The organism is Arthrobacter sp. ok909 (genome assembly GCF_900104405.1).
GTDB lineage: Bacteria > Actinomycetota > Actinomycetes > Actinomycetales > Micrococcaceae > Arthrobacter > Arthrobacter humicola.
The window spans coordinates 325,151-344,935 of record NZ_FNJS01000001.1 but is presented as its reverse complement, the minus strand read 5'-3'; the positions used below and the strand labels follow the sequence as shown (position 1 = coordinate 344,935).

Here is a 19,785-nt window from a genome sequence, read left to right as displayed (position 1 = left end):
CCGGGGCCGTGACCGGCCGCTCGGGGATCTCAGCGGTCCGCCGGGAGGACTTCCTTGGCCAGATCCGCGATGCGGCGCTCATTGGGGAAGGATAGCTTGCGCGCCAGTTCTTGGATGGGAACCCAGGCGACGTCCACTGCTTCCTTGTCCGGATCGTTTTCGATGGTCAGTTCCCCGCCCGTGGCACGGAGGAGGTAGTGGTGCACGGTCTTGTGGACACGGTGCCCGCTCACGGTGAACCAGTAGTCGATGCTTCCCAGCGGCGCCAGAATTTTCCCTTCGATCCCGGTTTCCTCGGCGATCTCGCGGACGGCGGCTTCCTCGTTGCTTTCCTTGCCTTCCGGGTGGCCCTTCGGCAGGCACCATTCGAGTCGGCCGCCGCGGTTGAGGCGGGCGATAATCGCGACCCGGAGTTCGGCGTCGGACATGTCCACCACGACCCCGCCGGCGGAGATTTCCTCCACGGTGGGGAGGGAAGCCTGTCCCGGGTGCTGGACGGGCGCGACATTGGCACCTATTGCCGACGGCAACGGTGCGTTTGTCCTCCTGCCGGGAGCGCTCGGTACGGGATGGGCCATGATGTCCACTCTAACGACTCTTGCCCGCTGTTGATGACCTAAACATGGCCGTAAAATGGACTGCCGGAAAACTGGGCTTGCGGTGCTTCGTCCGCAATCGTGACGAACCAGGCGGATCCTGGAAGGCTCCGGTGTGGTGCTGGCGCGGATTTCTGACAAGCTTAAGTAACTATGGCGCACGCACATCACAAGACTGACTCCCACACCGTTGCCTTCAAGGTGGATCCGGTGGTTCTGGAGCTTGGGCAGCGCTTCGTCGACGCCGGCCACGAGCTGTCGTTAGTGGGAGGGCCCGTCCGTGACCTGTTTCTCGGCCGGATCTCCCCGGACCTGGACTTCACTACCGACGCCACGCCGGACCAGACCGTCGCCCTGATCAAGAAATGGGCAGACAACTACTGGGAGATCGGGCGCGCGTTCGGCACCATCGGAATGCGCAAGGGTGATTTCCAGATCGAAATCACCACCTACCGGGCCGACGCCTACGATCCTGAGTCCCGCAAGCCCGTGGTGGCCTTCGGAACGTCGCTCACGGATGACCTGCTGCGGCGGGACTTCACGATCAACGCCATGGCGCTGCGGCTGCCCATGCTGGAGCTCGTGGATCCGTTCGGCGGCGTCCGCGACCTGCACGCCTCCGTCCTCAACACACCGGGACCGCCGGAAACGTCCTTCTCCGACGACCCCCTGCGCATGATGCGCGCCGCCAGGTTCGCGGCCCAGCTCGGAGTCTCGGTGCACCCCGAAGTCCGCGAGGCGATGGCCCGCATGGCGGAGCGGATCAGCATCATCTCGGCCGAGCGTGTGCGTGATGAACTGACCAAGCTCATTTGTGCGGCACACCCGCGGGCCGGCGTGGACCTGCTGGTGGACACCGGACTCGCCGACCTTGTGCTGCCCGAAGTCGCGGCCCTGCGCCTTGAATCGGACGAACACCACCGCCACAAGGACGTCTACCAGCACTCGCTCCAGGTGCTGGAACAGGCCGCAGCCTTGGAGACCGGGGCAGACGGCCCGGTTCCCGGTCCGGATTTTGTGCTGCGGTTCGCCGCTCTCATGCACGACGTCGGAAAGCCGGCCACGCGCCGTTTTGAACCGGGCGGGGCCGTGAGCTTCCGCCACCACGACATGGTGGGCGCCAAGCTGACCGCCAAGCGCATGAAGGCGCTCCGCTTCGACAACGACACCATCAAGGCTGTCGCCCGGCTCGTCGAGCTGCACATGCGCTTCTACGGCTACGGCGAGGCCGGCTGGAGCGATTCCGCTGTCCGACGCTATGTCACCGACGCCGGGCCCCTGCTGGAACGCCTGCACCGGCTCACCCGCTCCGACGTCACCACCCGGAACCAGCGCAAGGCGGACCGGCTGTCCTTCGCCTACGACGACCTCGAGGACAGGATTGCGGCGCTGCGGGAACAGGAATCCCTCGACGCCGTCCGCCCGGACCTCGACGGCGGCCAGATCATGGCCCTGCTCGGGCTCAGGCCCGGACCGGTCGTGGGACGCGCCTACAAATTCCTGCTGGAAGAACGCATGGAGCACGGTCCGCTCGATCCCGCCGTCGCCGAATCCCGCCTGCGGGAATGGTGGACGGCCCAGCCCGAGGCGGCGCCCGCCGGCGCCGAACCTTCCACCACCGAGGAGTCCTAAGTGATTGCACCTTCCAACGGCCCCCGCCCCCAACTGTGGATCCTGCGGCACGGGGAAACCGAGTGGTCCAAGAGCGGTCAGTACACCGGGCTGACCGACATGCCCCTCACAGTGGAAGGCGAGCAGCAGGCAGTGGAGGCGCGCAGGGTGCTCGAGACTGTCGACTTTGACCTCGTGCTTACCTCGCCGCTGCGCCGGGCGCGCCGGACCGCCGAACTCGCCGGCTATCCCGACGCCCAGCTGGAGCCGCTGGCGGTCGAATGGGACTACGGCGACTACGAAGGCATCAGCTCGGACCTCATCCGCAAGGACAACCCCGACTACCTGATCTGGACGCACGGCGTCCCCAACGGAGAGGCGCTCGACGACGTCGCCGCCCGCGCGGACAAGATCGTGGCCCGCGTGCTGGAATCGGGCCTGGATAACGTCCTGATCGTCGCGCACGGACACTTCTCCCGCATCCTGACCGCCCGCTGGCTCGGACTGGACCCCCACGAGGGACGGCATTTCGTGTTGGGGACCGCCAAAGTGTGCACGTTGGGATGGGACAAGAAGACGCCGGCAATCGTCCGCTGGGGCCTCTAAATTCACCTAACAAAATAAACTTCAAAAAACTTTATGAATTCGGTAGGCATCTGCCGCATTCGTAGTGTATTTTTATTCATGACCCCAGAGCGACTTGCCAGGGTCACGGCGCGCGTCGCCCGGCCAGTCAGCCGAAGCCTCGGCAGGACAGAAAAGGAGGTTGGGAAAATGATGATTACTTTGACTAGCGGATGGATGTACTCCACCACCGCCAACCCGGCCTCGTTCGCTGTACCGCGCCCAAATTTTGGACTGACCGTCTCCTAACCGCCCGTCCCCCCAGGTAATGCAACCTGGAGACGGCGGCAGCGGGCTTCCCTGAGGGGAACCCCTTTGACCTCAGGCTGAACAGGCGGAACCACGCGGTTGCGCAGCACCCCCATAGTTCGGAACCCAGCTTCTTGTTGAGGTTGCGGCACTACCGCGTCCAGGGCCATTCTCCATCGAATATCTCTTCGCACCCGGGTAATTCCGACTTAAATTAAAGCTCCGGAATTTCACGCTTAATTGTTGTGTCCGGACGATGCTATTCGAATTCAATGCACATATGGCTTTATTTGTTGTGCCCAAGAACTGCCGCCCGTCCGTTTGGTCCGGCTATTTCCGTGAAGCCCCGGCCGGCCGGCGGTTCCCTCACAGAAAGGTTCCCGTGACCACATCAACCACCGCCCCAGTCCGCCGTCCCGCTGCACCCGCCACGCGGCCGCACCGATCAAGCCCTCGAGAGGAGGTGACCACCATGATGACCAAGCTCTACAAGGCCTTGTTTATGACCAGGAAGCCGACCCGCAAGGAGTCAACACGCTTCAACGGGCAACTCCTTGACCAGAAGCGCGACGAAGTCTTCCTCGCCATCCACCAGGCCGGCCTCTTCCGCTGACCCCCGGATGAACACCGGACGCTTCCGCCGCGGTCCCGCACAGGGATGAAATCGCCGGGATGAAATCAGGGACCGGCAGGACTGTCTGCAGCGAAGGAGGGGCTGATGGCTGACATCGGAACCGAACCCCGGGGAGCCCGTGCGGCGACGCACGGGCTCCCTCATTTAAGCCCCGCCGCGGGTGCCTCCGCGGGCGCCTCAGGCGCGGCTCTGGCAATGAACTGACGTGCCGGCCGGGCCGGAGCGCGGCGAGCGGCAACGGCCCCCGGTAAGCTCAAGGTCATGCAGGAGACAAAGGCGCCGGAACACCGCAAACGGGTCCGATTGGTCATCCCGAGCCGCAGCGACCCTTTTCTCCGAAACTTCACGGAACTGGTAGGCGGCCCCTTGGGCCACCGCTCGGCGCCCGGGATCGTGTCGCCCGGATTCTTCACGGTGGACCGGGTGCTCGTGATCCTCACCGTCATCGCCGCCCTGACCGGCATTGTCCTCAAGAACTACTGCCGCACCAACGGCTGGGAAACCCCCGGACAGTTCTACGCCACGTGCTACTCGGATTTTCCGGAGCTGTTCCGCAATCGGGGCCTTGGCGACGGCGCTTTCCCGTTCATCACCCAGGGAGCTCTCTTCGAGTACCCCGTGCTGATGGGACTCATCGCGGGCGCCACGGCGCTCCTGGTGCCCGGCGCCGGTACGGGGAACCCGAGGGTCCTGGGGTACTTCGACGTCAACGCCACCCTGATCGCCGCCGTCTGGATCATCACGGTCCTGGCCACGGCTCGGACGAACCGGCGGCGGTCCTGGGACGCGGCGATGGTTGCCCTGGCCCCCGGCATAGTCCTGGCGGGCGTCATCAACTGGGACATGTGGGCCGTGTGCCTGCTGGCCCTTGGCATGTATTTCTTTTCCCGCAACAAGCTAATCCTCGCCGGAATCTTCATCGGCCTGGGCACCGCCACCAAGCTCTACCCGGTGTTGATTCTCGGCGCCGTCCTGCTGCTGGCACTGCGGACCGGGCGCATCCGGGCGCTCATGATCACTGCCGGTGCCGCGATCGCAGCCTGGCTGGTGGTCAACGTTCCCGTGGCCGCCGCGAATCCGGACGGCTGGAAGTACTTCTACCAATTCACGCAGGAGCGGCCGGCCGGCTACAGCTCACCCTGGTTCGCCTTCAACCTGGTGGCCGGCCGCCTGGGCTGGAACCAGCTCCAGGCCGAAGCCATCAACTCCCTCGCATTGGACCTGTTCCTCGTGGCCTGCGTCCTGATCGCGGTACTCGCCCTGACAGCACCCCGGCGGCCGCGGATCGCGCAACTGGCATTCCTGATCGTGGCGGCCTTCATCCTTACGAATAAGGTCTACTCGCCCCAGTTCGTTTTGTGGCTGATCCCGCTGATCGCCCTCGCACGGCCTCGCTGGCGGGACTTCCTGATCTGGCAGGCCATCGAAGCCCTGCACTGGGGTGCCATCTGGATGTACCTGGGGCAGGCCACCAGCGGCGGCTCCACCCAGCACAACATCGATATGCCGTACTACGTCCTGGCAGTGGCCGCCCACATGCTGGCCACCGGCTACCTGATGGTGCGTGTCGCCTGGGACATCTGGGATCCGTCCTCGGATGTCATCCGGCGGCTTCGCGTGGATGATCCCCACGGCGGCCCCTTCAACGGCGCCCCGGACTGGCTGCGGCTGGATCTCCGCCGACCCGCGGCGTCCCTGCTGCCGTGGCAGAAGGCCGCAGCAGGTGACTGACGTCGCCGTCGTCGGTGCCGGCCCTAACGGGCTGGCAGCGGCGGTGACCATGGCGCGGGCCGGGCTCGAGGTCCGCGTGTTCGAGGCCGCGCCCACCCCCGGCGGCGGACTGCGCACCGCCGAACTGATGGAACCGGCCCACTTCCATGACGTCTGTTCGGCCGTGCACCCCATGGTCCTGGCCTCGCCGTTCTTCCGCCGGTTCGAGCTGTCCCGGCGGGTGTCCCTCGCGGTACCGGACGTCTCCTACGGGTCCCCGCTCGACGGCGGCCGCGTGGCGCTGGCATACCGTTCCCTGGAGCGCACGGCTACTGAACTCGGCCGCGACGGCGCCGCCTACCGCCGCCTCATGGCCCCGCTCGTGCGCGGGGTGGAGGGAGTGGCCGACCTGACCCTGAACCAGCTGCTGCGGATTCCGCGGCACCCCGCGGCAGCCGCCGCGTTCGGGTTCCGGACGCTCGAACAGGGTTCGCGGCTGTGGAATGCGAGGTTCCGGGAGGACCTGGCCCCGGCCCTGCTCAGCGGCGCCGCCGCGCATGCCGTGGCACCGCTGCCCTCGGTCACCGCCGCCGGCGCCGGCCTGATGCTGGGTGCCCTGGGGCACGTCGGCGGCTGGCCGGTTCCGCACGGCGGATCGGCCGCGATTGCCCGGGCGCTGACCGCCGACATCGAAGCCCACGGCGGAGTTATCGAGACCGGGAGGCGGATCAGTACGCTCGCCGAGCTGCCCCCGGCCCGGGCCACCCTGCTGGATGTGGCGCCCCCCGCGCTGCTGGGCCTGGCCGGGGACATGTTCCCGGCGGGCTACCGGCGTGCCCTGGAGGCCTTCCGCTTCGGGAACGCGGCCTGCAAGGTGGACTTCATTCTCTCCGGGCCGGTTCCGTGGGCGGCTGGTGGCCTTGCCGATGCCGGGACGGTCCATGTGGGCGGCACCCGGGCGGAGACTGCCGATGCGGAGAACCAGGTTGCGTCCGGCCGGCACCCTGACCGGCCGTACGTGCTGGTCTCCCAGCCCTCACGCTTCGATGCCGGCCGCGCTCCGGCCGGCCGGCACATCCTCTGGACCTATTGCCACGTTCCGGCGGGCTCTACGGTGGACATGAGCGAAGCGGTGATGGCGCAGCTGGAGCGCTTCGCGCCCGGATTCCGCGACCTGGTTATTCAGTTCAAGGTGACGACCGCTGCCGGGCTGGCAGCGTACGACGAGAACTACGTTGGCGGGGACTTCAGCGCCGGCCGCATGGACCTGCAGGGCATGCTGCGGCGCCCCGTGCTCGGCCGCGTTCCCTGGCGGACGCCGCTGCCCGGCGTGTATCTGTGCTCGTCTTCCACCCCGCCGGGACCCGGGGTCACCGGGATGCCCGGCTTCCACGCGGCGAGCTATGCGCTGAAGGACATGTTTGGGCTAGGTGTCCCGGACCTCGGCCACCGGGTCCCCTAGCCCTAATCCGGTTAACCGGGCCCACACGAGGCGCTATCCCAAGTGCGGCACCTCCACGGCCGCGGCGTCCTCGACACCGGTCGCGGTGTCTTGCACGGCCGCGGCCGGGCGCGGGGCCGAAAGCCGACCGTCGCGCATGCTCGCCACGGCATCCGTGAACGGTACGAAGTCGGTGTCGTGCGTGACCATGATGGTCGCCACGCCGAACTCGTCCGTAACTTCCCGCAGCAGCCGGACAATCGCCTCGCTGCGGTCGTGGTCAAGGGCCGCCGTCGGCTCGTCCACGAGCAACAGGGCAGGGCTTCCCATGAGCGCCCGGGCAATGTTGACGCGCTGGCGCTGTCCGCCGGATAGCTGGTGGGGCCGCTTCGCGAGGGACTGTCCGAGACCGACGCGTTCCAGGAGTCCCGCGGCGCGGTCGGCCGCCGAGCGGGAGGCCCCGCCGCGGAGACGCTGGGTGATCACCAGTTGTTCCATCGCGGTGAGCGAGGGCAGGAGATTGGGCTGCTGGAAGATGATGCCGATCTTGTCCCGGCGCAGTGCCGTCCGGCCGGCGTCGGAGAGCCCGCCCGCATCCTGTCCGTCGATCATCACCAGGCCAGCAGAGGGCCGGACCAGGGTGGCGGCGACGGCTAGCAGGGACGACTTGCCGGACCCCGACGGGCCAATCAAGGAGACAAACTCCCCCGCGTGAACCTTGAGGCTCACATCGTTCAAGGCCTTGAGGGTGCCGTCTCCGTCCGGATACTCCAGTGTGACGTTGACAAGGTTCAGGGCGGTATTGTTCCGGACAGGGTTGTTCAGGGTGGAATGCACTAGATATGCCTTTCTGGGAATATAAGGGGCGGGGCGTGGGCAGGTCAGTTGCCGCCGAGGGCGATGAGCGGATCCACCCGCGCGACGCTGTGGACGGCGAGGGCTGCCCCGGCCAGGCCCAGGAGCACGATTCCGGCGATCGGCAGCAGCGTTGTCCACGGCGTGAGGAGGAACGGCGCGGCCCGGGACGCGAGGACCCCGCCGCCCACGCCGGCCAGGCCTCCCGCCGCCGCGCCGGCCAGCAGAACCAGAGCCGCCTGGGCCATGGCATCCCGGAGGATGTAGCGGGCGGACCCGCCCAGCGCTTTCAGGACGGCGATATCCCGGGTGCGCTGGACCGTCCAGACGGTCAGGAAGGCAACGATCACGAGGGCAGAGATGCCGTACAGGAACGCCTGCATGAGCAGGAGCGAGCCGTTCTCGCTCTTGTAGGAGCCGAGGGCCTGGAAGGATCCGTCCACGGTGGTGCTGACGGTTCCCGCCGCCGCGTTGGCGGCGTTAATATCCACGCCGGCGCCGGCGGCGGAGTTTCCTGGGCCAAACGTCACGGCGAGCACCGTTGCGGCGCCCCGGTCGGGGACGTGGGCCACCTTCTGCCAGTCGGCCAACGTGGTCCAGACGACGCCGGTGTGCGAGTACCACTGCTCCGGAACGACGGCCGTCACGACGAGCTCAGTGCCGCCCACCGAGGCGCGGCTGCCGACGCTGAGGTCCAGTTCCTTCGCCAGGACGGCTCCGACGGCGACACTTCCTTCCGTCAGGTCGGCGGGCGCCAGGTCGGTGCCCGGCTCTGTGCCGAAGACCGCGACACTGGCTGTGCGGGCCGGTACGGCTCCTGCGCCCAGCGCCTGGAAGCGGCTTTGGCTGATTCCCACGGCGTCGGCGCGGTCGACGCCGTCGCGTGACGCCCACTCGGCCTGTTGGGCGCGCGTGACTTCGGATTCGGTGAACGAGGCTTTGGGCGCGCTCCCGGCCGGGGCGCCGAAGACCAGCTGGTCGGCCGGGAGGGCGGCGAGGGCCGACGTCGACTGGTTGCCGAGTCCGGCGGTGAGCCCGGAGAGCATGACGAGCAGGAGCGTGATGAGGGCGACGACCGCCCCCATGAGGGCAAACCGCCCCTTGGCGAAGCGGATATCGCGGATGGCGAGATACATGGTGGTCCTTTTTCGTGAGGAAGGAGGCGTTGCTTCCAGCCTTCCCTTCGCCCGGCTCCCGGACATCGGCCGCCCGGCTGGACCGGCCACACCGTAAGGACGGCTCTGCGATCAACCAAATGGTTGATTCCGCCGTCGTCGCGCCGTTCTCCGCAGGCGGGCCGCCCGGCCGGCACTAGGCTGGAAGCATGGAGGGCGACGCCGGCAACACGGTCCACGACGGCACACGTCACAGCGGTCAGACCGAGTCCACCGGGGCGGCCGTCATTCTGCGCGTTCTGCGCGTGAGCCTTCACGTCGGCTTCGCGGTGCTGCTCCTGGTGGCGCTGGTCCGGCTGGTGGCCGGCGGAATCACGGGCCCGGGCTGGATCACCCTGCTGCTGGCCCTGTTGTTCGCCGCTTTCTATCTCGTGGGTACCATCCTGGAGAAGCGGCATGCCGCCGGGCGTGCCCGGTTCGATCCGAGGCCCTATTCCGGCTGGTGGCTGGGCGGTGTCAGCCTCCTGTGGCTCCTGCTGATCTGGACCAGCGCCGACTTCGTCTGGCTGGCTTTCCCGCTGTTCTTCCTGCAGCTGCACGTGCTTCGGCGGCGGCTGGCGCTGCCGGCGATCGCCCTAAGCACCCTTCTGGTCATTGCGGCGCTCTGGTTCCACAACGGCGGTATCTCACCTTCGGAACAGGCCAGCGGGGAGCCGGCCGGCATGGCGCTGCAGCTGCCCATGGTGCTCGGGCCGGCGTTCGGCGCAGCCTTCGCTGTGGTCACGGGCCTGGCCTACCGGGCGCTGTTTCTGGAGGCGGAAAACCAGCGGCAGGCGGCCGAGGATCTCCGCCGCACCCGTGCCGAACTCGCCCGTACCCAGCACGATGCCGGCACCCTGGCCGAGCGCGGCCGGCTGGCCCGCGAAATCCATGACACCCTCGCCCAAGGCCTTTCGAGCATCGTGCTGATGGCGCGCGCGGCCGAGAAAGCCCTGGACAACGGTGAGCCCGCCGTGGCCCGGGAGAGGCTCCGCATAGTCCAGGACACGGCCGCCGCCAACCTTGCAGAGGCCCGCAACTTCGTCCGGGCCCTCCAATCCCCCGATCTTGAGGACGGTTCCCTCGTGACCAGTCTCCTTCGGCTGTGTGAAAAGACTGAAGCGGAAGCCGCCGCCCGCGGCGCGGGCCTGTCCTGCCGCCTCGACGTCGAGGGAGCGCCTGTGGACCTTCCCGGAGCCTTCCAGACCGCCCTGCTCCGCGCCGCACAAGCGAGCCTGGCCAATGTCCGGGTTCATGCGAAGGCGAGTACCGCCGTCGTCACCCTGTCCTTCCTGGGTCCGGACGTGGCCATGGACATCTACGACGACGGCACCGGGTTCGACCCCGCGGCGCTGACCGCCCGCCCGGACGGTTCCGGCTATGGATTGACGGCGCTGCGGGAGCGCGTGGCGGCCCTGCACGGCCGGTTGGACATCGAATCCGCCCCGGGAGAGGGAACCGTGGTGGCCATCCGGCTGCCCCTGGGCGAAGCCAGCCGTTCCGCCGCCGGGCCCGCGCACGTTAAGGAGGGATGGCAGTGAACAACATTCGGGTGTTCCTCGTGGACGACCACCCCGTGGTCCGGGCCGGGCTGCGGGCCATGCTCGGTGATCTGGAAGGCATCACCGTCGTGGCCGAGGCAGCCGACGGCGGCGCCGCCCTGGCCGGACTGGCCAGGCTCCACACCTTGGGTGAGCCCGCGGACGTGGTGCTCATGGACCTGCAGATGGGCGACGGCATGGACGGGGTCACCGCCACCGGCAGGATCAAAGCCGGAGAAACCGGCCAGCCCGCGCCGCCGGTACTCATCCTCACCACCTACGACTCCGATGCCGACATCCTCGCCGCCGTCGAGGCTGGCGCCAGCGGCTACATGCTCAAGGACGCCCCGCCCGAGCAGATCCGCCAGGCGGTACTGTCCGCCGCCGCGGGCGGAACGGCGCTGGCCCCAGAGGTCGCGGCCCGGCTGATGGGCCGGATCCGGAACCCGGAGCCGGCCCTGTCCGCCCGCGAGATCCAGTTGCTGGAACTGCTGGCTACGGGCATGGGAAACCGGGCGATCGCGAAGCAGCTCTTCATCTCGGAGGCAACGGTCAAGACCCACCTGGTGCACATCTACGGCAAGCTCGGCGTGGACAACCGCACCGCCGCAATCGCCGTGGCCGCGCAGCGGCGCATCATCCGGAGGCCCTAGTCGGCGTCGTGCGGGGAAGTTGGGCGGTTGTGCGGTGTGGTTGAGCGGCGTGACCGCGTTGTGTGACTGCGCTGTGTGACAAGGGCGTTGTCCGTGGCCCGGGGCATAATGTCGCCATGGGGAACTCACCAAAACTTGCACTGGCCCTTGTGGGCCTTGTTCTTTGCGGCTCGCTGGCCGCCTGCGGCGACGGCCGGGCGGGCGCGCAAGATGCTGCCAACCAGCTCGCCACCGCAGTGTCCGCGCTCGACGTCGGATCCGTCGCCTTTGAGGGCAAGGACTCGGGCGCCGCAAACGACCAGCTCAAGGAAATTTTCAAGGGACTTGATCCGGACAAACCGGCCGTGCAGGCCGGAGACCTTGCATTCGACGCGGACACGGCCACTTTTCCGCTGAACTACATCTGGAAGGTCGGGGCGGAGGAATGGAAATATACCGTTTCCGCGCAGCTAAAGAAGTCCGGCGACAAGTGGCTCACCGTATGGAAACCGGCCATCCTTGTCCCGGACCTCGCTGACGGGGAAGTGGTCACCCGCGCCACCCAGACGCCGCAGCGGGCCGACATTCTGGGCGCCGGCGACGTCCCGCTGGTCACGTACCGGCCCGTGGTCAACGTTGGCATCGACAAGCCCGCACTCGGCGGCGCGGACCCCGCTGACTCCGCCACGAAGCTTGCCCAACTCGTCGGCGTCGACCCGGCCGCCTACGCCCAGCAGGTCGCCGCGACCGGTCCTGAGGCATTCGTCCCCGCCATCACCCTGCGCGAAGACGGCTCCCGGACCGTCACCGACGAGCAGATCTCGGCCATCCCGGGCGCCCGAACCATCCCGGACACCCTGCCGCTGGCCCCCACCCGGACGTTTGCGCGGGCCCTGCTGGGTACCGTCTCCGAAGCCAATGCGGAGCAGATCGAGAAGTCCGGCGGCGCACTCAAACCCGGGGACACCACCGGAAACGGCGGCCTGCAGCAGCAGTATGACGCGCAGCTGCGGGGAACCGACGGCATCGTGATCCGGGCGCAGAAGGCCGGCCTTACCGCCGCGGAAATCCAGGCGACCTCCCCGGATCCGCGGCGGGTGCTCTTCCAGACCGGGATGAAGCCCGGAACCGCGCTGAAAACCACCCTGGACCCGAAGTTGCAGCAGCTCGCGGAGGACGTCCTCGGCAACGTCGGTCCGGCGTCGGCCATCGTGGCGCTCCGGCCCTCCAGCGGCGCCGTCCTGGCGGCGGCCTCCGGCCCGGGCAGCAACGGCTATGACACGGCAATGCTGGGCCAGTACGCCCCCGGCTCAATCTTCAAGATGGTTGATTCCCTGGCCATGTTCCGCAACGGAATGACGCCCGACTCCAAGGTGGACTGCCCGCCCACCCTCACGGTGGACGGCCGCACTTTCAAGAACGCCGAGGGGTACCCTGCGTCCTCCCTGGGTTCCGTGACGCTGCGCGATGCCTTCGCGCACTCCTGCAACACCGCCTTCATCAACGCCCGGGACTCCGTGAGCCAGGCGCAGCTCGAATCGGCCGCGACCTCCCTCGGCGTGGCCGTCGAGGCGCCCGCGCTGGGGGCGGCCGCGTTCCTTGGCTCAGTTCCCGGGGAAGCCGCCGGCACCGAGCACGCCGCGTCCATGATCGGCCAGGGCAAGGTTCTCCTGTCCCCGCTGGCCGCCGCCATCATGGCCGGCTCCGTGGCCAAGGGGGCCCCGGTGGCAGCCCAGCTGGTGCTGAATCCGAATGCGGGCGCCACTTCCCCGGGCGCCGAGAGCACCCCCGCGGCCGGCACCGGAGCCTCTGACGCGGCGCCGGCAGCGCCGCCGTCCGGTGATGCGACGACATCCGCTGCTGCGGCACCGGCACCGGCCACGGCCGCTGGGACGCCGGTTACGGCGGCGGAAGCGGCGTCACTGGCTGACATGATGCGTGCCGTCGTGACCAGCGGGCACGCCGGGTTCCTGGCGTCCGTCCCGGGTGAGCCCGTCGGAGCAAAGACCGGAACGGCCGAGTTCGGCAATGACACCCCGCCCAAGACCCATGCCTGGATCGTCGCCGTGCACGGTGATCTGGCCGTCGCCGTCTTCGTGGAGGACGGCGGCCTCGGGGCCACCACGTCGGGTCCGCTGCTCAAGGAGTTCCTCACCCGGGCCAGCTGACCCGGCCGCTCCCTCAGGTTCCGCGGGGGAAGGGCGGACGCTCCTCACGTCCTGCGGGGGGCGTCCGCCGGGAGGCCCGCGCGGCCGTGGGAAGATTGAAGGCGTGGCTCATATTGACGTTTCCGGCATCGATTACTTCCTCTCCGACGGCACCCAGCTGCTCAACGGGGTGACCTTCAAGGTCCCGGACGGCACCAAGACCGCGCTGATCGGGCCGAACGGAACCGGCAAGACCACGCTGTTCCGGATCATTTCCGGCGACCTCGTCCCGGACGAAGGCGTGATTGGCCGCTCCGGGAACATGGGCATCATGCGCCAGTTCGTGGGCCAAGTCCGCGACGACTCCACGGTCCGGGACCTCCTGGTGTCAGCCGCCCCGCCGGCGCTGGCGGCTGCCGCGCGCGCCGTGGACGAGGCGGAAATGGCAATGTTGGAGCACGACGACGAGCCCACGCAAATGAACTATGCCCAGGCGATCGTGGACTGGGGCGATGCCGGCGGCTACGACGTCGAGACCGTCTGGGACGAGGTGTGCATGGCGGCCCTCGGCCTGCCGTTTGACCGCGCGCAGCACCGCCCGGCGTCGAGCCTCTCCGGAGGAGAGCAGAAGCGGCTGGTGCTCGAGGCTCTTTTTGCGGGCCCCGATGAACTGCTGCTCCTCGACGAACCCGACAACTACCTCGATGTCCCGGGCAAGCGCTGGCTCGAAGCGAAGCTGAATGACTCGAAGAAGACCGTGTTCTTCATCAGCCACGACCGTGAACTGCTCAACAACGCCGCGGGACGCATCGTCACGCTGGAACCGGGCATCAACGGTGCCGGCGCGTGGATCCACGGCGGCGGCTTCGGGTCCTACGTGGACGCCCGCGCGGACCGGAACGCACGCTTTGAGGAGCTGCGCAAGCGCTGGGATGAGGAGCACGTGAAGCTCAAGGAACTCGTCAACATGTACAAGAACAAGGCAGCATTCCGCTCAGACATGGCCAACCGGTACCACGCCGCGCAGACCCGCCTGGCGAAGTTCCTCGAGGCCGGCCCGCCCGAGGCCCTCCCGATCGAGCAAAACGTGCAGATGCGGCTTAAGGGCGGACGCACCGCCAAGCGCGCCATCGTGGCCGAAAAGCTTGAGCTGACCGGCCTCATGAAGCCCTTCTCGACGGAAATCTGGTTCGGTGACCGCGTGGGCGTCCTCGGGTCCAACGGTTCGGGCAAGAGCCACTTCCTGCGCCTGCTCGCCACCGGCGGCACCGACCCGGAACGGGAGCACCTGCCGGTGTCCGACGTCGAGATTGCGGAGGTTCCGCACGAGGGCACCGTGAAACTCGGCGCCCGGATCCGGCCCGGCTTCTTCGCCCAGACCCACGTCCGGCCCGATCTGTTGGGCAAGACCCTGCTGGAGATCCTGCACCGCGGCGACGAGCACCGCTCCGGGCTCGGCCGTGAAGCCGCCGCCGGCGCCCTGGACGGTTATGGCCTCGCGGGGCAGTCCGAGCAGAAGTACGAATCGCTCTCCGGCGGCCAGCAGGCCCGCTTCCAGATCCTGCTCCTCCAGCTCTCCGGCGCGACGCTGCTGCTGCTCGACGAGCCGACCGACAACCTTGACCTGCATTCGGCCGAGGCCCTGGAACGGGCGATCGACCACTTCGAGGGCACCGTCCTGGCGGTCACCCACGACCGCTGGTTCGCCCGCACCTTCGACCGCTTCCTGGTCTTTGGCTCCGACGGCAAGGTCTATGAATCGGCCGAGCCGGTCTGGGACGAAAAGCGCGTCGAGCGCGCCCGCTAAGGTAGACCCTCCCTCACGTCCTGCACTTCCCCACGTTGCCGTTGGGGCATAGCTGTCATCCCGTCCCATACGGTCTGATCGCAGTTGCGCATTTGATGATCAAACGATCATCAACTGTTATCATTCATTCATGAATACTGATGAGCGGCATCGCCTGATTGGCGAGCTGCTGCGGCATCGGGACCAGATGACCGTGGACGAACTGATGAGCGCCTGCGGGGCGTCCGGGGCCACCATCCGGCGCGATCTCGACGTCCTGGCGCTCCACGGCGTCCTCCGAAGGGTCCACGGCGGCGCCCGAAGCCTGGTGCTGCGGGGAGAAAGCCCTGCCTACGGCCAGCGCGAGCTAGAGGACCACGCCGTCAAGGTCCGGATTGCCGCCGGCGTGGCGGCCATGCTCCAGGACCGGGGCCACATCTGGCTGGACAGCGGCACCACGGCCACCGAGATCGCCCGCCAGTTGCGCCAGCGCGACATGACCATCATGCCCATGTCGCTGCGGGCCGTCAGCATACTGTCCCCTGAGGATGCGCCCGCGGGTCGGCGCCCCGAGCTCCTGATGCCCGGGGGCAGCCTCATCCCCGGCGAGATGTCCTTTCGGGGACCGATGACGGAATCGAACATCCGCTCGCTGCGCTTCGACACAGCCGTGGTCACTCCCTGCGCCCTGAACCTCAAAGACGGGCTGTTGGCGCACGATCTTGACGACGCCGCCGTGAAGCGCGCCGGCCTCGAATCCGCCGGTAGGGTGATCGTCGCCTGCGCAGGATCCAAGTGGGATGCCAGCGCCGTCGCCCTCGTGGCACCCCTGGACGCCGTGGACGCCATCGTGACGGACCGGCGGCTCAGTCCGGAAGAACATGCCCAACTCGCGCAACACTCAGTGGAAGCAGTGATCGTATGACCAGCACCGCAACCCAACCGCAACTGAAGGCCGCCGCAGGGGCCACATTCCTCGTCTTCGGGATCAACGGACTGGTCTTCGCCAGTTGGGCCGCCCGCATCCCCGCGGTGACGGAAATCCTGCACATCACCTCGGGGCAGATGGGAACACTGCTGCTGTGCCTGGCGGTCGGCTCGCTGATCGCCCTGCCCACGGCCGGATTCGTCGTGGGCCGGATCGGCACCGCCAACACGGTCCGCAGTGCCGGGCTGTTTGCCGCGGCGGCCGGCGTCGGCGTGGCGCTGTCCCTGATGGCGGCCTCCGTGCCGGGGACTGCCGCTTCCCTGTTCCTCTTCGGGATCGGCGTCGGGTTGTGGGATGTTTCGCAGAACATCGAAGGCGCCGACGTCGAACACCGGCTCGGGCGCACCATCATGCCGCAGTTCCACGCCGCCTACAGCGGCGGCGCGTTCGTCGGAGCCCTCATCGGCGCCGGACTGTCCACCCTGGGGGTCGGGCTCCCGGAGCACCTGCTGGTCGTCGCCGCGATCGTCGCCGTCCTGACCACAGTGGCCCCGCGCTACTTCCTGCCCTATCAGGCCGCCACCGGGTCCGCCACCGGGGAAACGGGCCGTGGCAAGGCCGTCTCCGCCTGGCGGGACGGCCGCACACTCCTGATCGGCGTCGTCGTGCTGGGCGCCACCCTGACCGAAGGCGCCGGCAACGACTGGATTGCCAAGGCTGCGGTCGACGGCCTCGGCGCTGAACAGTCCACGGGCGCGCTCATGTTCGCTGCCTTCGTGCTGGCCATGACAGCCATGCGTTTCTTCGGCGGCCGCGCGATCGACGCCTACGGCCGTGTGGCCGTGCTCCGCGCCAGCATGGCCGCAGCGGCTGCGGGCCTCTGCCTCTTCGTATTCGCCGGCACCATCTGGCTGGCCGCCGCCGGTGCCGTGCTCTGGGGCGTGGGGGCTGCCCTTGCGTTTCCGATCGGGATGTCCGCCGCGGCGGATGACCCCCGGAAGGCGGCCGCACGGGTGTCCGTGGTGTCCACGCTGGGCTACATCGCGTTCCTCGCCGGGCCGCCTCTGCTGGGCTTCCTGGGCGATGCGACGGGGATCAGGACTGCACTGCTGGCGATCGGGATTCCCATTCTCGTGGCCCTGCTGCTCGCCGGCGCCGCGAAGCCGCTGCCCGCCAAGTAGGGACCCCTGCGAAGCTGATAGCCTGCCGCGGGGCACTGCCCGCGGCGCCCAGGGTCCGGCAGTATGGTGGTCAGATGCGAACCATGCTGAGGAAAGCTCCCGGCCGCCTGTCGACCCTCGACCGCAAACTTATGCGCGCCGTGTCCAAGCTCCCGGGCGGTGGCCACGATGAGTTTTTCCGCGGCCTGTCCGCAGCCGCCAACAAAGGCAAGCTCTGGTTCGGCATCGCCGCAGTCATGGCCCTGGTGCCCGGAAAGACGCGGCGGGCGGCCGTGCACGGGCTCATTGCGCAAGGCGTGGCGTCCGCCGTCACCAACGTGGTGTTCAAGACGCTCCTGCCCCGGAGGCGCCCCCTGCCCGAACACCTGCCGGTCTTCCGCTTCGTCCGCCCCCAGCCCACGAGTTCGTCGATGCCGTCGGGCCACTCCGCCTCCGCGGTTGCCTTCGCGCTGGGCGTCGGCATGGTCCGGCCGGGACTCGGAGCGGCGCTGGCCCCTGTCGCGGCCGGGGTGGCCTACTCGCGGGTCCACACGGGAGCCCACTGGCCTTCTGACGTGCTGTTCGGCTCCGCGATCGGCGCCGGGGCGGCCATGGTGACGCGGAAATGGTGGCCTGTCCGGCCGCCGTTCCCGGAGGCCCGCCGGAGCGCCCTCCAGGCTCCAGACCTGCCGGAGGGCCGGGGCCTCGGCATCGCGATTAACGCCCTCGGCGGCTCTTATGCCGACGAGACCGCAGACGCTCTCCAGAAAATATTCCCTAAAGCGTATATACAGGAAATCGGCCAGGGCGAGGACATCGCGGCGGAAATCGCCGGAGTGGCGACCCGCCCGGGGATTGTGGCCCTCGGCGTCTGGGGCGGTGACGGAACCGTCGGCACGGCGGCGGCCACCGCTGTCGAACATTCGCTCCCGCTCCTGGTGCTTCCCGGCGGAACGCTCAATCACTTCGCCCGCGACGCCGGGACACCCACCTTGGAGGCGGCCGTCCGGGCGGCATCGCGCGGCGAGGCGGCCGTGGCCGACGTCGGCCACGTGAGCGTTGAGCGAGGGCTCCCCGACAGCCCCGAGCACCTCGAACTGAGCATGCTCAACACCGCCAGCATCGGCCTCTATCCGAACTTGGTCCGCCGGCGCGAACAGCTCCAGCCGGCACTTGGCAAACCCCTTGCCGGCGTGGTGGCCATGTTCCGGACCTTCGCGGCCGGCACCCCCACCACGCTGATCGTCAACGGGGTGCGGCACCGGCTGTGGATTCTCTACATCGGCCGCGGCCGCTACTACCCCCGCGACCACGCGCCGCTGGTGCGCCCCGTGCTGGCCGACGGAGTCCTGGACCTGCGGATGATCACCGCCGACGAGCCGTTCGCCCGGCTGCGGCTGCTGTGGGCCGTGCTGACCGGCACCGTGGCCACCTCCGGGATCACCCACCTCACCGAAACGGACAGGATCACGGTGGAACCAGGGAACGGGCCCATGGTCCTGGCCGTTGACGGTGAGGTCATGCCCGGCGTGCGGAGCGTGGAGTTCGCGGTCCGCCGCGGCGCGCTGACGTACTATTCGCCGCTCAACTGAACCACGCTCGGGCCGCCCCCGCCCGCGGGCGGCCTGTCATCCTCCCGGACTACCCTGATTCGCCCCTGAATCATCCCTGAGACCGGCGAAATACGTCCCCGGCGTCGGTAGCGTGGTGTGCAGACGGGCCCGTGACTGCGGCGCCCCGGACAACAGCCCGCTACGCAAAGGAACGCTTCCATGATCGAAGCACGAGGCCTGACCAAGGTTTACGGCGACAAGACCGCCGTCGCCGGCGTCAACTTCACCGTCGAAGCCGGCCGGGTCACCGGCTTCCTGGGCCCGAACGGGGCCGGAAAATCCACCACAATGCGCATGATCATGGGACTGGACCGGCCGACGTCGGGCTCCGTGACCGTCAACGGATCGCCGCTCACCAAGCACGCTGCCCCGCTGCGGGACGTCGGCGCGCTGCTGGACGCCAAAGCCGTCCACACGAGCCGCTCCGCCTACAACCACCTGCTGGCCATGGCCGCGACGCACAGCATCCCCAAGAAGCGCGTCCACGACGTCATCGAGATGACCGGACTGGCCGAAGTGGCCAGGAAAAAGGTCGGCGGCTTCTCGCTCGGCATGGGCCAGCGGCTGGGCATCGCCGCGGCCCTCTTGGGCGACCCGCAGACCGTCATCCTCGACGAGCCCGTCAACGGTCTCGACCCGGAGGGGGTGGTGTGGGTCCGCAATCTGGTGAAGTACCTGGCCTCCGAAGGGCGCACGGTCTTCCTCTCCAGCCACCTCATGAGTGAGATGGCCGTCACGGCGGACCACCTGATCGTGATCGGCCGCGGGAGGATCATCGCCGACGCCCCGATCCAGGAGATCATCACGGGCAAGGGCCAAGGCCGCACGCGGGTCCGGACCGACCAGCCGGACCGGCTCATGCAGCTGCTGGCCGGAACCGGCGTCTCGGTGGAGGTCCAGGAACGCGAGCTCCTGGAAGTCAAGGGGCTGGACCCCCGGCAGATCGCCACCGCCGCGCTGGAACACCAGGTCATGATCTACGAACTCACGCCGCTCCAGGCCAGCCTCGAGGAGGCCTACATGGAACTGACCAAGGACGAGGTCGAATACCACTCGCTGATCACCACGGGCGCCGATCCCGTCGAAGCGGGAGGCAAGTAAGCC

16 protein-coding genes are annotated in these 19,785 nt (G+C 68.3%); 13 read left to right on the top strand and 3 right to left on the bottom strand.

All coding sequences use genetic code 11. The features are described from left to right. Positions 1 to 29: 29 nt before the first annotated feature. The gene (locus BLR03_RS01545) at positions 30 to 578 is read right to left on the bottom strand and encodes an NUDIX hydrolase (RefSeq protein ID WP_254788101.1); all 549 of its coding nucleotides are present in this window, start codon (positions 576 to 578) and stop codon (positions 30 to 32) included. Positions 579 to 749: 171 nt separating this feature from the next. On the opposite strand from BLR03_RS01545, the gene BLR03_RS01540 reads away from it, so the two are divergent. The 5 genes from BLR03_RS01540 to BLR03_RS01525 all read left to right on the top strand — a co-directional run bounded on the left by BLR03_RS01540 (position 750) and on the right by BLR03_RS01525 (position 6,886). After that, entirely contained in the window at positions 750 to 2,228 is a 1,479-nt protein-coding gene (locus BLR03_RS01540; protein WP_091248522.1) for a CCA tRNA nucleotidyltransferase, read from the top strand. Further along, a complete protein-coding gene (locus BLR03_RS01535; RefSeq protein ID WP_175460367.1) occupies positions 2,229 to 2,813 on the top strand; it encodes a histidine phosphatase family protein in 585 nt (194 codons plus the stop codon). A gap of 739 nt (positions 2,814 to 3,552) precedes the next feature. Further along, on the top strand, positions 3,553 to 3,693 hold the full coding sequence (locus tag BLR03_RS24280; protein WP_175460366.1) for a hypothetical protein: 141 nt from the start codon (positions 3,553 to 3,555) through the stop codon (positions 3,691 to 3,693). Between the two features lie 282 nt (positions 3,694 to 3,975). Next, the gene (locus tag BLR03_RS01530; RefSeq protein ID WP_091248520.1) at positions 3,976 to 5,445 is read left to right on the top strand and encodes a glycosyltransferase family 87 protein; all 1,470 of its coding nucleotides are present in this window, start codon (positions 3,976 to 3,978) and stop codon (positions 5,443 to 5,445) included. Further along, positions 5,438 to 6,886: a phytoene desaturase family protein gene (locus tag BLR03_RS01525; RefSeq protein WP_091248516.1), complete on the top strand. Its 1,449-nt coding sequence runs from the start codon at positions 5,438 to 5,440 to the stop codon at positions 6,884 to 6,886. The genes BLR03_RS01530 and BLR03_RS01525 overlap by 8 nt, the downstream gene beginning before the upstream one ends. Positions 6,887 to 6,919: 33 nt before the next feature. Here the strand turns inward: BLR03_RS01525 and BLR03_RS01520 are convergent, their stop codons facing one another. Together BLR03_RS01520 and BLR03_RS01515 are read right to left on the bottom strand one after the other, a co-directional pair. Further along, positions 6,920 to 7,702 (bottom strand): ABC transporter ATP-binding protein, encoded by a 783-nt coding sequence (locus BLR03_RS01520; protein ID WP_254788100.1) that lies wholly within the window; start codon positions 7,700 to 7,702, stop codon positions 6,920 to 6,922. Positions 7,703 to 7,746: 44 nt separating this feature from the next. Further along, complete coding sequence (locus BLR03_RS01515) at positions 7,747 to 8,856, bottom strand: ABC transporter permease (RefSeq protein WP_091248514.1); 1,110 nt, start codon at positions 8,854 to 8,856, stop codon at positions 7,747 to 7,749. A 188-nt stretch (positions 8,857 to 9,044) separates the two neighbouring features. Here BLR03_RS01515 and BLR03_RS01510 point away from each other — a divergent pair, with 188 nt between their 5' ends. From BLR03_RS01510 to BLR03_RS01475, 8 genes are all read left to right on the top strand, one after another. Further along, a complete protein-coding gene (locus tag BLR03_RS01510; RefSeq protein ID WP_091248512.1) occupies positions 9,045 to 10,415 on the top strand; it encodes a sensor histidine kinase in 1,371 nt (456 codons plus the stop codon). After that, positions 10,412 to 11,068 carry a response regulator gene (locus tag BLR03_RS01505; RefSeq protein ID WP_091248840.1) on the top strand — a complete coding sequence of 219 codons (657 nt, stop codon included), beginning with the start codon at positions 10,412 to 10,414 and terminating at the stop codon, positions 11,066 to 11,068. Before BLR03_RS01510 ends, BLR03_RS01505 begins: the two co-directional genes overlap by 4 nt. Positions 11,069 to 11,184: 116 nt before the next feature. Beyond that, positions 11,185 to 13,215: a penicillin-binding transpeptidase domain-containing protein gene (locus BLR03_RS01500; protein WP_091248509.1), complete on the top strand. Its 2,031-nt coding sequence runs from the start codon at positions 11,185 to 11,187 to the stop codon at positions 13,213 to 13,215. A 103-nt stretch (positions 13,216 to 13,318) separates the two neighbouring features. Beyond that, entirely contained in the window at positions 13,319 to 15,001 is a 1,683-nt protein-coding gene (locus BLR03_RS01495; protein WP_091248508.1) for an ABC-F family ATP-binding cassette domain-containing protein, read from the top strand. A gap of 130 nt (positions 15,002 to 15,131) precedes the next feature. Continuing rightward, positions 15,132 to 15,905, top strand: a complete 774-nt coding sequence (locus BLR03_RS01490; protein WP_091248505.1) for a DeoR/GlpR family DNA-binding transcription regulator — start codon at positions 15,132 to 15,134, stop codon at positions 15,903 to 15,905. Next, positions 15,902 to 17,089, top strand: coding sequence for an MFS transporter (locus BLR03_RS01485; protein WP_091248502.1), 1,188 nt, complete (start codon positions 15,902 to 15,904; stop codon positions 17,087 to 17,089). Before BLR03_RS01490 ends, BLR03_RS01485 begins: the two co-directional genes overlap by 4 nt. A 74-nt stretch (positions 17,090 to 17,163) precedes the next feature. After that, positions 17,164 to 18,660, top strand: coding sequence for a bifunctional phosphatase PAP2/diacylglycerol kinase family protein (locus BLR03_RS01480; protein WP_091248499.1), 1,497 nt, complete (start codon positions 17,164 to 17,166; stop codon positions 18,658 to 18,660). 180 nt (positions 18,661 to 18,840) lie between these two features. Next, positions 18,841 to 19,782 (top strand): ABC transporter ATP-binding protein, encoded by a 942-nt coding sequence (locus BLR03_RS01475; RefSeq protein ID WP_091248496.1) that lies wholly within the window; start codon positions 18,841 to 18,843, stop codon positions 19,780 to 19,782. Positions 19,783 to 19,785: the final 3 nt, after the last annotated feature.